Origin of the sequence: Streptomyces sp. NBC_00873, from assembly GCF_045207415.1 — a bacterium.
In the GTDB taxonomy this organism is placed as follows: domain Bacteria; phylum Actinomycetota; class Actinomycetes; order Streptomycetales; family Streptomycetaceae; genus Streptomyces.
Map to the genome: position 1 here is coordinate 5622997 of NZ_CP108803.1, position 12813 is coordinate 5635809.

Sequence of the window (12813 nt, forward strand, 5' to 3'; positions counted from 1 at the left end):
CCCTGCACAACCAGCGTCATATCCCAGAAGGAGATGCCTCGTGCCGTCCATCGACGTCGTCGTAGCCCGGGAAATCCTCGACTCCCGCGGAAACCCCACGGTCGAGGTCGAGGTTGGCCTCGACGACGGCAGCACGGGCCGTGCTGCTGTTCCGTCCGGCGCCTCCACCGGTGCGTTCGAGGCCATTGAGCTTCGCGACGGTGACCCCAACCGCTACCAGGGCAAGGGCGTCGAGAAGGCTGTCCTCGCCGTGATCGAGCAGATCGGCCCGGAGCTTGTCGGCTACGACGCCACCGAGCAGCGGCTGATCGACCAGGCCATGTTCGATCTGGACGCCACCGAGAACAAGGGCTCGCTCGGCGCCAACGCCATCCTCGGCGTCTCGCTGGCCGTCGCGCACGCCGCGTCCGAGGCCTCGGACCTGCCGCTGTTCCGCTACCTCGGTGGCCCGAACGCGCACCTGCTGCCCGTTCCGATGATGAACATCCTCAACGGTGGGTCGCACGCCGACTCCAACGTGGACATCCAGGAGTTCATGATCGCCCCGATCGGCGCGGAGTCCTTCTCCGAGGCCCTGCGCTGGGGCGCCGAGGTCTACCACACGCTGAAGAAGGTCCTGAAGACCAAGGGCCTGTCGACCGGTCTCGGCGACGAGGGCGGCTTCGCGCCGAACCTGGAGTCGAACCGCGCCGCCCTGGACCTCATCCTCGAGGCCATCAAGGAAGCCGGTTACGCCCCGGGCAAGGACATCGCGCTCGCGCTCGACGTCGCCGCCTCGGAGTTCTACAAGGACGGCAAGTACGAGTTCGAGGGCAAGTCCCGCTCGGCCGCCGAGATGACCGAGTACTACGAGGAGCTCGTCTCCGCGTACCCGCTGGTCTCCATCGAGGACCCGCTGTACGAGGACGACTGGGCCGGCTGGAACGTCATCACCCAGAAGCTCGGCGCCAAGGTGCAGATTGTCGGCGACGACCTGTTCGTCACCAACCCGGAGCGCCTGGCCCGCGGTATCGAGGAGGGCTCCGCCAACGCTCTGCTCGTCAAGGTCAACCAGATCGGTTCGCTGACCGAGACCCTGGACGCCGTCGAGCTGGCCCAGCGCAACGGCTTCAAGTGCATGATGTCCCACCGCTCCGGCGAGACCGAGGACGTCACCATCGCCGACCTCGCCGTCGCGGTGAACTGCGGCCAGATCAAGACCGGCGCCCCGGCCCGCTCGGACCGCGTCGCCAAGTACAACCAGCTGCTGCGCATCGAGGAGATCCTCGACGACGCGGCGGTGTACGCGGGCCGCTCCGCGTTCCCGCGGTTTCGCTCTGCGAACTGATCAGCACAGCGCTCTGCGAACTGATCAGCACAGCGCTCTGCGAACTGATCAGCACAGCAAGGGCTGACCGCAGGCCCGGTACCGGGGCAAAGGCCCCGGCCTCCGTCCGTCCCCGCACTCGGTCCCGTACCGTGTGCGGGGACGGACGTGCGTAGTGGGGAGGCGGAGACATGGCCGCGAAGGACCGGGACCGGTTCTCCACCGCGACCCGGCTGCGACTGCTCGGTGAGCAGACCGCCGCTCGCGTCTACCGGTCCCAGAACCGCCGCCAGGCCCGCCGTTCCCGGCTCACCGGCCGGGCCGCGTTCCTCGCCCTGGTCGTCTGTTCCCTGGTGGTGGCGCTCGCGTACCCGATGCGGCAGTACGTGTCGCAGCGCGACGAGATCGCCGACCAGCAGCGGCTGGCGCAGGAGGCCGAGAAGCACACCGAGGAGCTGCGCGACGAGAAGGCGCGCCTCCAGGACGACGCGTACATCCGGCGGCTGGCCCGGGAGCACCTGCACTACGTGCCTCCCGGGGAGACCAGCTACACGGTGATCGACCCCGACGCGGCGAAGGAACGCAGCGGAGGGGCGAAGGAGACCGACCGGCCGTGGCACTCCAACCTGTGGGACGGCGTGGACAGCGCCGACCGCAACTGACTTCTCATTGTTCACCTCGTCTCCGCAGCACTGTGCGGAGCCGTAGTTCACGCATCCGAGTAGATCCAAGGCAGGCATGGAAACGCCCCCTCCCCAGACCGAGTCCACCACACCCACCGAGGCGGACATCGCCGCGTTCCAGCAGCAGCTCGGCCGCCCGCCGCGCGGGCTGCGCGCGATCGCGCACCGCTGCCCGTGCGGCAACCCGGACGTGGTCGAGACGTCCCCGCGGCTGGAGGACGGTACGCCGTTCCCGACGACGTACTACCTGACGTGCCCGCGCGCGGCTTCCGCGATCGGCACGCTGGAGGCGAACGGCGTCATGAAGGAGATGACGGAGCGGCTGGCCACGGACCCGGAGCTGGCGGCTGCATACCGTGCCGCGCACGAGGACTACATCGCCCGGCGCGACGCGATCGAGGTGCTGGAGGGCTTTCCCAGTGCCGGCGGCATGCCGGACCGGGTGAAGTGCCTGCACGTGCTGGTGGGGCACTCGCTGGCGGCGGGGCCGGGCGTGAACCCGCTGGGCGACGAGGCGATTGCGATGCTGCCGGAGTGGTGGCGCAAGGGGCCGTGCGTGACGCCGTGCGGGCCGCCGGACGAGAAGGAGGGCCGGACGGCCGCCGGGAGCGAAGGCGGCCACGTCGCCTTCCGGCCGGCCGACGAGGCGGACGAAGGCTGACCGCGCCCGGGGGCTCCCGCCCCCGGGACCCCCGCCCCTCGACCGCCGGAGGGGCTCGAATCGGCGTCGGAGGGGCTTGGACCGGCGTCGGAGGGCTTGAAGACACAGGAGAACCCATGACCCGCGTTGCCGCCATCGACTGCGGAACCAACTCCATCCGACTGCTCGTCGCCGACGCCGATCCCGCCACGGGTGAGCTCACCGAGCTCGACCGGCGGATGGAGATCGTCCGGCTCGGCCAGGGCGTGGACCGCACCGGTCGGCTCGCCCCCGAGGCGCTGGAGCGGACCTTCGCCGCCTGCCGCCAGTACGCGGCCGTCATCAAGGAGTACGGCGCGGAGAAGATCCGCTTCGTCGCGACCTCCGCCTCCCGCGACGCGGAGAACAGGGACGAGTTCGTCCGCGGAGTCCTGGACATCCTCGGCGTCGAGCCCGAGGTGATCAGTGGCGACCAGGAGGCCGAGCTCTCCTTCGACGGCGCCACCAAGGAGCTCGCGGGCAGCGAACACCTGCCGAAGCCGTACCTGGTGGTGGACATCGGCGGCGGTTCCACCGAGTTCGTCGTCGGCGACGACCGGGTCCTGGCCGCGCGGTCGGTGGACGTCGGCTGCGTACGGATGACCGAGCGCCATCTCGTACGCGACGGCGTCGTCACCGACCCCCCCACACTCGGTCAGATCACCGCGATCCGCGCGGACATCGACGCCGCCCTCGACCTGGCCGAGGAGACGGTCCCGCTCACCGAAGCCGCCACGCTCGTCGGCCTCGCCGGCACCGTCACCACCGTGGCCGCGATCGCGCTGGGACTGGAGGAGTACGACTCCGAGGCGATCCACCACTCCCGGATCTCCTTCGAGCAGGTCCAGGAGATCACCGGACGGCTCGTCACCTCGACCCACGCCGAGCGAGCCGCGATCCCCGCGATACATCCGGGGCGGGTCGACGTGATCACCGCCGGGGCGCTCGTCCTGCTGGGCGTGATGAAGCGGACCGGGGCCCGCGAGATCGTCGTCAGCGAGCACGACATTCTCGACGGGATCGCCTGGTCCATCGCGTAGCCGGGAGGTCGTCGGCAGCCCGTTCGAAACGGTGCCCGAAAGGCTGTTCGCGGGGGTGCGGCGAGAGGCGCCGAAAACGCGCTCATGCGCACTCCCGCCTGCACCTTTGATTCGTCGGGAGCCTCTCCGGGGCCTCTTCGGGAGACGCTCCGCGACGAAGTTCGTGAACTTCTTCACAAGGAATTCGTTCCCTTGATGCGCACTTCTGCTCCGTACGGGGCCCCGTGACCGTCCGCGGACCCGCTCGCTGTGCATACGGGATGGTTCCGGACGTGTTGCTGGAGTGTTGATCGAAGGGGTGCTTCACCCCGCTCGCGGGGCTCAAGGGCCAGCTCACAAGCGGTGAACAACGTTCGCCGCTGGGCCGTGGTTCCCCTGTGGCACCATGACCTCGCTCACGTGGGCGGCGAAGTGTAGCAGAGGGTGGGGGATACCTTGTGAAGGGGCTCACGAGCATGCCCCCCGAGGGGGGTGGATACTCGATGCCATGAGCACCACGGAGCGTCCCAGGATCCTCGTAGTAGGCGGTGGGTACGTAGGCCTGTACGCAGCTCGGCGCATTCTGAAGAAGATGCGCTACGGAGAGGCGACCGTCACGGTCGTCGACCCCCGGTCGTACATGACCTACCAGCCTTTCCTCCCCGAAGCCGCCGCAGGCAGCATCTCGCCTCGGCATGTCGTCGTCCCGCTGCGACGCGTACTGCCGAAGGCCGAGGTTCTCACCGGCCGCGTCACGACCATCGATCAGGACCGCAAGGTCGCCATGGTCGCGCCGCTGGTCGGCGAGGCCTACGAGCTGCCCTTCGACTACCTCGTCATCGCGATGGGCGCCGTCTCCCGTACCTTCCCGATCCCCGGCCTGGCCGAACAGGGCATCGGCATGAAGGGCATCGAGGAGGCCATCGGCCTGCGCAACCACGTTCTCGAGCAGCTGGACAAGGCCGACTCGACGACCGATGAGGACGTCCGCCGCAGGGCGTTGACGTTCGTCTTCGTGGGCGGCGGCTTCGCCGGTGCGGAGACCATCGGCGAGGTCGAGGACATGGCCCGTGACGCGGCGAAGTACTACACGAACGTGAAGCGCGAGGACATGCGCTTCATCCTCGTCGACGCCGCCGACAAGATCCTTCCCGAGGTCGGCCCGAAGCTGGGCACCTGGGGCCGGGAGCACCTGGAGTCCCGTGGCGTCGAGGTCTTCCTCTCGACCTCCATGGACTCCTGCGTCGACGGTCACGTCGTCCTGAAGAACGGCCTCGAGGTCGACTCCAACACCATCGTGTGGACGGCCGGCGTGAAGCCGAACCCGGCGCTGGCCCGCTTCGGCCTGCCGCTCGGTCCGCGCGGTCACGTGGACACGTCCGAGAAGCTCCAGGTGCAGGGCACCGACTACATCTGGGCCGCGGGCGACAACGCCCAGGTTCCGGATATGGTCGGCCGCAAGGCCGGTAACCCGAACGCCTGGTGCCCGCCGAACGCCCAGCACGCGCTGCGTCAGGCCAAGGTCCTCGGCGACAACGTCATCTCCGGGATGCGCGGCTTCCCGCAGAAGGAATACAGCCACGCCAACAAGGGTGCGGTCGCCGGTCTCGGCCTGCACAAGGGCGTCGCGATGATCGTCATGGGCAAGATGAAGATCAAGCTCAAGGGCCGTCTCGCCTGGTACATGCACCGTGGCTACCACGGCATGGCGATGCCGACCTGGAACCGTAAGATCCGGATCTTCGCCGACTGGACCCTTGCGATGTTCCTCAAGCGCGAGGTCGTCTCGCTCGGCGCCATGGAGACGCCGCGCGAGGAGTTCTACGAGGCCGCCAAGCCGGCCCCGGCTCCGGCCGCCGCCAAGACCGAGGGCGAGAAGGCCAAGGCCTCCTAGCCCGGGCTCCGGTCCGCCGGATCCTCTCCGTACGACGCCCGAAGGGGCCGCCCGCCATCCGTGGTGCGGGCGGCCCCTTCGGCATGTCCGGAGCCAGGGAGTGACCGCCCGGCAAATGCGTGTAGCGTGCAGGTATTTTGCCGTTCCGTTGCGCCACTGCGGGATGGCGTTGGCGCCGGAGAGTGTTGACGGGGGTGTACCTCGTCGTGGCGCCACGGGTGCATGGCGTGGTTCAAGGCATGTTTGGGCATGTTTGGGCTCGTTGGGAAACACCATCACGGAGGTGTACGCCATGGCAGACGCCGCGTTGCGGCTGACCGCTCTCGCCGAGGAGTTGCTGGGAGAACCCCTGCCGGTCCGGATCCGGGCCTGGGACGGCAGCGAATCCGGACCGCCCGGCGCCCCCGTACTCGTCATCCGGAACCGCCGCGCGTTGCGCCGGCTGCTCTGGAAGCCGGGCGAACTGGGCCTGGCCCGCGCCTGGGTGGCCGGCGAACTCGACATCGACGGCGATCTCTTCGAGACGCTGGATCTGATGGCCGGACTGCTCTGGGAGCGCGGCGTGGACGCGAAGGACACCGTCCACCCGGTCCGGAACCCGAAGCTCCGGGCCGCCGCCCGGAGCCTGCTGCACCTGGCGGGACCCTGGCCGCCGCCACCCCCGCCCGCCGAGGAGGTCCGCCGCCGCACCGGCCCCCTCCACACCAAGCGCCGCGACAAGGAGGCCATCAGCCACCACTACGACGTGGGCAATGACTTCTACGAACTGGTCCTCGGCCCGTCCATGGTCTACTCCTGCGCCTACTGGGAGGACGACGGAAGCCTGGAGGACGCCCAGCGCGACAAGCTCGACCTGGTCTGCCGCAAGCTCGCGCTGAAGGAGGGCGACCGCCTCCTCGACGTCGGCTGCGGCTGGGGCTCCATGGCCATCCACGCGGCCCGCCAGTACGGCGCCCAGGTCACCGGGGTGACCCTCTCCGTCGAACAGGCCGCATACGCCCGCAAGCGCATCGCCGAGGAAGGTCTGACCGACCGGATCGAGATCCGGGTCCAGGACTACCGGGACGTCAGGGACGGCCCGTACGATGCCGTCTCGTCGATCGGCATGGCCGAGCACGTCGGCTCGGTCCGCTACCGCGAGTACGCCGACGACATCTACGCCCTTCTGAAGCCGGGCGGCCGGCTGCTCAACCACCAGATCGCCCGCCGCCCCGAACGGGACGAGTCCGCTTACCACGTGGACGAGTTCATCGACGCGTACGTCTTCCCCGACGGCGAACTCGCCCCGTTGGGCCGGACCGTCGCCACGCTCGAGGAAGCCGGCTTCGAGGCCCGCGACGTCGAGTCGATCCGTGAGCACTATGCACTGACCCTGCGCAGCTGGGTCGCCAATCTGGAGAAGCACTGGGACCGGGCGGTCACGATGACCTCGCCCGGCCGGGCCAGGGTCTGGCGCCTCTACATGGCCGCCTCCGCCCTGTCCTTCGAGCGCAACAGGATCGGGGTCAACCAGATTCTCGTGGTGCGTCCGGTGGACGAGGGGTCCTCCCGGATGCCGCTGCGCGCCCGCGAATGGAAGGCGTCCGCGGCCGGCTGAACACGTACGAGCGCAGAGAGGGCCGGTACCCGCAGCTCCAGCTTGCGGGTACCGGCCCTCCCTATCAGGGTCTCACTCGTTACTCGGTCTTGATCGCCGTCAGCATGTTCAGCTTCGCGGCGCTGCGGGCCGGCCAGAGCGAGGCCAGCACGCCCACCAGCGCCGCCAGTACCAGGAAGAGCGCGATCCGGTCCCACGGGATCACCAGGGCGTAGTCCGGGATGGAGGAGGCCAGCGTCCGGCCGATCGCCCAGCCGAGGAACGTACCGAGCGCGACCCCGACCACCGCACCGAAGACCGAGATGACCACGGCCTCCAGCCGGATCATGCGCTTGACCCTGCGCCGGTCCAGACCGATCGCCCGCAGCATGCCGATCTCCTGCTGGCGCTCGAAGACCGACATCGCCAGGGTGTTGATGACCCCGAGCACCGCGATGATCAGGGCCATCGCCAGCAGCCCGTACATGATGTTCAGCGCCATGCTGATGAAGCCGCCGAACTTGTCCCGGATGTCCTGCCGGTCCATGACGGACATCGCCGGGTTGTCACCCAGGGCGTCGACCACGGCCTGCTCGTTGGCCTTCGACGCACCGCCGTCCGTTTTCAGCCAGATACTGCGGATGTCCGGGTGGCTCTGATGCGCGGTCAGGATGTTCCTCGGCATCAGGACCGGTGAGAGGAACCCGCTCTCCTCGTAGACCGCACCGACCGTCAGGGTGCCCTTCTTGTCGTCGTCGTACGTCACCGGGAGGGAGGTGCCGGGCTTCCAGCCGTTCGACTTCGCGGTCTTGTCGCCGACGGCGATCTTGCCGTCGCCCAGCGAGTCCAGCGAACCGGAGACCGTCTTCAGGGAGAAGACCTTCTGCACATCGCCCGGCGTGACCCCGGAGACCGAGTGGTACGTGCCCTTGACCTTGATGGAAGCGGCCTGCTGGGGCGAGACCGCGACGACGGAGTCGGACTTCTCCAGGGCGGTGAGCGCCGACTCGTCGAGCGAGTCGCCGCTCGCCATCGAGATCATGTAGTCGGCCCTGATGTTGTCCGTCGTCATCCGGTCGACCGCCTGGCCGAGCGTGACGCCCAGCACCGAGATGCCGGTGACCAGGGTGAGACCGATCGCGAGAGCGGAGGCGGTAGCCCCGGTACGCCTCGGGTTACGGACGGCGTTCTGCGCAGCCAGCTTGCCCGAGACCCCGAACAGCTTCAGCAGCATCGGCCGCACCAGGGCGATGACCGGCCGCGACAGCAGCGGGATCAGCACGATGACACCGATCAGCGCCACGAAGGCACCGATCCCGATCATCGTCCGGCCGTCCGAACCGGCCGCCGCACCCGCGACGATCCCGGCCGCGCCGAGCAGGGTGAGCACCCCGCCGATCGAGTTCCGTACGACCAGCGACTTGGTGGTGGCCACCGCGTGGACGCTGCTCATCGCGGCAACCGGCGGGATCTTCGCGGCGCGGCGGGCCGGCAGCCAGGCGGCCAGCACGGTGATCAGGATGCCGACGCCGAACGCGGCGCCGACCGCGACGGGGGAGATCACCAGCGGTCCGGCCGGGATCTTCCCGCCGATCAGGCTCATCGCCGAGCGCAGTCCGGTGGCGAGACCGAGACCGAGCAGGAAGCCGATCACGGAGGCGAGCGCGCCGACCACGGCCGCTTCGAGGAGTACGGAGCGCTTGACCTGGCGGCGGGAAGCGCCGACGGCGCGCAGCAGGGCCAGTTCCTTGGTGCGCTGGGCGACCAGCATGGTGAACGTGTTGGCGATCAGGAAGATGCCGACGAACAGGGCGATGGCCGCGAACGCGAGCAGCATCGTGTTGAGGTTGCCCAGGCCGCTCTCGATCTGCTTCGCCTGGTCATCGGCGAGGACCTTGCCGGTCTGGGCGGTGGCGTCCTTGGGCAGCAGGGGCTCCACCGCGTCAAGCAGCTTCCGGTCGGAGGCGCCGGCCGCCGCGGTGACGGTGACGTTCTGGAACCAGCCGGGCCTGAGGTAGAGCTGCTGGGCGACCGGGGTGTCGAAGAGGACCAGGCTGCCGCCCGCGTTCACCGCGCCGTCCTCGGTGGTGAAGACACCGGAGAGGGTGTACTCCTTCACCGGGCCGTTCGTGGCGACCCGTACCCGGTCGCCGACCTGGTACTCGCCCTTCTTCGCTGTCTCCTTGTCGAGCGCGATCCGGTCGTCGCCGGCCGGACCCCTGCCGTCGACGAAGGTGTGCGAGGCGTCCTTGCCGTTCGGGCCGGGGGAGAAGTTGGCGCCGGTGTTGGACCAGCCGTTGCCGATCAGCTTGCCGTGCGGGTCGGCGACCCCGGCGAAGCCGGAGACCCGGCCGGTGGCGGTGGCCACTCCGTCCAGGCCCTGGATCTTCTTGAGCGTGGCGGCGTCGATGCCGGAGGTCTTGTTGTCGCGCTGGTCCGCGTGGGTGGTGACGGCGACGGCGACGTCGTCGTAACTCTTCGCAGACTGGTTGCGGAAGGCGTTGCCGAGGGTATCGGTGAAGACCAGGGTGCCGGAGACGAAGGCCACGCCGAGCGTCACGGCGAGGACGGTCATCAGCAGCCTGGCCTTGTGCGCGAGCACATTGCGCAGGGCAGTACGGAACATGTCTGTCAGTCCTGGGATGGGGAGGGGTTCCGGAAGGGGGCGCGGGAGCGGTCCGTGCTCAGCTGGTACGGCCCTTGGCGTCGAACGCCTTCATCCGGTCGAGGACCCCGTCCGCGGTGGGGCGCATCATCTGGTCGACGATCGCCCCGTCCGCCAGGAAGATCACCCGGTCCGCGTAGGAGGCGGCCACCGGGTCGTGGGTCACCATCACCACGGTCTGCCCCAGCTCGCGCACGGAGTTGCGCAGGAAGCCCAGCACCTCGGCGCCGGAGCGGGAGTCCAGGTTCCCGGTGGGCTCGTCACCGAAGATGATCTCCGGCTGCGAGGCCAGGGCGCGGGCCACCGCGACGCGCTGCTGCTGGCCGCCGGAGAGCTCGGTGGGCCGGTGCTTCAGCCGGTCGGAGAGCCCCACCATCTCGATGACCTTGCGCAGCCACTCGGCGTCGGGCTTGCGGCCCGCGATGTCCATCGGCAGCGTGATGTTCTCCGCCGCGGTCAGCGTGGGCAGCAGGTTGAACGCCTGGAAGATGAAACCGATCTTGTCCCGGCGGAGCTGGGTGAGCTGCTTGTCCTTGAGGGAACCGAGCTCCGTCTCGCCGATCCGTACCGAACCACTGCTGAAGCTGTCGAGACCGGCCACGCAGTGCATGAGGGTGGACTTGCCGGAGCCGGACGGGCCCATGATCGCGGTGAACTCGCCCTGCGGGAAGTCCACGGTGACCCGGTCCAGGGCCTTCACCTGGGTCTCGCCCTGTCCGTAGACCTTGGACAGATCCGTGGCGCGGGCAGCCACCGCGGTGGCGCGGTGAGCGGTGGAGGTGATGGTCACGGGGACACTCCTGTTCAGGACTTCGGTTCGGGGGTCCGGAAGCGGACTACTCCATCGTCGGCGCTGATCCGCTGCCGGTCGTCAGCCCCCGTGCCCGTTCCGGAGGGCCACTTGAGTCGCACCGGAAGGGCGATTCGTCCTCCTCGGGTATGACACCGACCCTGAGCCGGTCGTATGCCGAACCGGTTCCCCCGCAGCGCGCACACCCAGATCCGAAGATCACACAGAGTGAGGGTCGGGTGGACCGGGCGCGGCGCCCCGCTCACCCCTCGCACGGCTGTGCCGACGCGTGCCCGCGTCGCTTGATCGGCTGATTCCGCCCGACGGCGCGGACGGGTCGGGAGGTGCGTCGCAGACCCGGGGCCGGCGCTGTGATTCAGGTGACACGTGTGTGTCCCCGCCCCGCGAGTGCCGGAGATCGCTCCGGGAGCGAGAAGTGCCGGTGAGGCCGTTGCCCGGCGGGTGGCGGGCCCATGGCGCGCAGGGCCGTCCCGGGGAGGCGAGTTTCCGTCATTCCCGATTGTGGGTCCGGGTGCCCACCGCCCCGCCCAGGCATGTGACTATGCCTTCCACGCTGTGCTGACGGCCCCTCAAACGGTCAATAAAATAAGACAACATCGCGCCACTGTTCCGCTGATCGGGGGACACCCCCGGATAGGGTCAGGTGCCAACGCGGAGCCGCGCGCCAAGCCCGGATGGTGGAATGCAGACACGGCGAGCTTAAACCTCGCTGCCCCTCGGGGGCGTGCCGGTTCGAGTCCGGTTCCGGGCACCACTGCGACGTTCAGTGACGGTGCCGATCGTCCGGACGTTACTTCCGTGACCAACCTTCATAAAGATCCTCCTCTGGCACGAGGGTGATCCTTTTGCCTACCCATTACTCTTGTGGCAAGGCCACGCAGGGTGGCCATGAAGGAGTGAGATGAGGAGCAGCAACCCGGTCTTCTCGCGACGGGGCTTCAGCCGTGACAACGGCTACGCGGGTTTCAACGCGGCGCCGCAGGCCGGGGCCGCTACCGCGAGCGCCAACCCGTACGCGCAGGGCACCGCCGCCAACCCGTACGCCACCAATCCCTACGCTCAGCCGGACGCCCAGTACGGCGCCCCGCAGGCGCCCGCGCGCACCGGCGCGATGACGATCGACGATGTCGTCTCGCGTACCGCGCTGACGCTGGGCACCGTCGTTCTCACCGCGGCGCTCGCCTGGGCGCTGCTGCCGGTCGACCCCGCCAACATCGGCAAGTCGTACGGCATCGCGATCGGCGCCGCCCTGGTGGCCTTCGTCCTGTCGCTGGTCCAGTCCTTCAAGCGCCGGCCGGTTCCGGCGCTGATCATCGCGTACGCGGCCTTCGAGGGCATCTTCCTCGGGGTGATCTCCAGCGCGGTCAACGCCGCCCTGGGCATGGACGTCGTGGTGCAGGCGGTGCTGGGCACCATGTGTGTCTTCGCCGGTGTGCTCGTCGCGTACAAGATGCGCTGGATCCGCGTCACCCGTCGCTTCTACGGCTTCGTGATGGCCGCCGCCGTGGGCTTCATGCTCCTGATGGTGGTCAACCTGCTGTTCTCCGTCTTCGGCGGAGGTGACGGCCTGGGCTTCCGCACCGGCGGTCTCGGCATCCTCTTCGGCGTCATCGGGATCATTCTCGGCGCATGCTTCCTGGCCCTGGACTTCAAGCAGGTCGAGGACGGCATCGCGTTCGGCGCCCCGCGCGAGGAGTCGTGGCTGGCGGCCTTCGGCCTCACCATGACCCTGGTGTGGATCTACCTGGAGATGCTGCGCCTGTTCTCCATCCTGAGCGGCGACGACTGACCGTACGCACGCTCTGCCCAACGGAACGGCCCGCAGGCTCACCGCCTGCGGGCCGTTTCCGTCGGTCCGGGTTCCGCTCGCCTAGAGCAGCTTCCGCGCCGCCCGCCTCAGGTCGTACTCGTGGACGAGCGCCTTCGCGTGTCCGTAGGCGAGGTCGTGTTCGCTCCGCAGCCAGCTGACCTTCTCGTCGAACCGGAGGGCAGGGCCGTCTTCGACAGTGCGGAGCCAGTCGGAGACTTCACGACCGGTGCAGTGAGGGATTCTGGAGAGCAGATTGCGATGGGTCTCTTCGGAGAAGACATGGGTCATCGGCGCCTCCGACGCATTGCGCGTTGCTGGTCCTTCCCGACACCGTGCCTGAGCGTCGGCCCGTTGGCAACCATCACGGGAG

Annotated in this window: 10 protein-coding genes and 1 tRNA gene; 8 read left to right on the forward strand and 3 right to left on the reverse strand. The window is 68.9% G+C overall.

Translation table 11 applies throughout. The features are described from left to right. Positions 1 to 40: 40 nt before the first annotated feature. From eno to OH809_RS26130, 6 genes are all read left to right on the forward strand, one after another. Positions 41 to 1327, forward strand: coding sequence for a phosphopyruvate hydratase (gene eno, locus OH809_RS26105; RefSeq protein WP_037694928.1), 1287 nt, complete (start codon positions 41 to 43; stop codon positions 1325 to 1327). 170 nt (positions 1328 to 1497) lie between these two features. After that, positions 1498 to 1968 carry a septum formation initiator family protein gene (locus OH809_RS26110; RefSeq protein ID WP_406420227.1) on the forward strand — a complete coding sequence of 157 codons (471 nt, stop codon included), beginning with the start codon at positions 1498 to 1500 and terminating at the stop codon, positions 1966 to 1968. 76 nt (positions 1969 to 2044) lie between these two features. Further along, positions 2045 to 2650, forward strand: coding sequence for a DUF501 domain-containing protein (locus tag OH809_RS26115; RefSeq protein WP_406420226.1), 606 nt, complete (start codon positions 2045 to 2047; stop codon positions 2648 to 2650). A 116-nt stretch (positions 2651 to 2766) separates the two neighbouring features. Next, entirely contained in the window at positions 2767 to 3708 is a 942-nt protein-coding gene (locus OH809_RS26120; protein WP_406420225.1) for an exopolyphosphatase, read from the forward strand. 487 nt (positions 3709 to 4195) lie between these two features. Further along, complete coding sequence (locus tag OH809_RS26125) at positions 4196 to 5581, forward strand: NAD(P)/FAD-dependent oxidoreductase (protein WP_406420224.1); 1386 nt, start codon at positions 4196 to 4198, stop codon at positions 5579 to 5581. A 292-nt stretch (positions 5582 to 5873) separates the two neighbouring features. Continuing rightward, positions 5874 to 7178: a class I SAM-dependent methyltransferase gene (locus OH809_RS26130; protein ID WP_406420223.1), complete on the forward strand. Its 1305-nt coding sequence runs from the start codon at positions 5874 to 5876 to the stop codon at positions 7176 to 7178. Positions 7179 to 7257: 79 nt separating this feature from the next. On the opposite strand, the gene OH809_RS26135 is transcribed toward OH809_RS26130, so the two are convergent. Continuing rightward, entirely contained in the window at positions 7258 to 9783 is a 2526-nt protein-coding gene (locus tag OH809_RS26135) for an ABC transporter permease (protein ID WP_406420222.1), read from the reverse strand. 58 nt (positions 9784 to 9841) lie between these two features. Then, positions 9842 to 10612, reverse strand: coding sequence for an ABC transporter ATP-binding protein (locus OH809_RS26140; protein WP_266984854.1), 771 nt, complete (start codon positions 10610 to 10612; stop codon positions 9842 to 9844). Between the two features lie 689 nt (positions 10613 to 11301). Between OH809_RS26140 and OH809_RS26145 the strand changes: the two genes are divergently transcribed. Next, positions 11302 to 11387: transfer RNA gene (locus OH809_RS26145), tRNA-Leu, on the forward strand. Positions 11388 to 11534: 147 nt separating this feature from the next. Continuing rightward, complete coding sequence (locus OH809_RS26150) at positions 11535 to 12422, forward strand: Bax inhibitor-1/YccA family protein (RefSeq protein WP_393304946.1); 888 nt, start codon at positions 11535 to 11537, stop codon at positions 12420 to 12422. Between the two features lie 81 nt (positions 12423 to 12503). Here OH809_RS26150 and OH809_RS26155 read toward each other — a convergent pair whose 3' ends face one another. Next, the gene (locus OH809_RS26155; protein WP_037697864.1) at positions 12504 to 12731 is read right to left on the reverse strand and encodes a DUF4287 domain-containing protein; all 228 of its coding nucleotides are present in this window, start codon (positions 12729 to 12731) and stop codon (positions 12504 to 12506) included. Between the last annotated feature and the right edge of the window lie 82 nt (positions 12732 to 12813).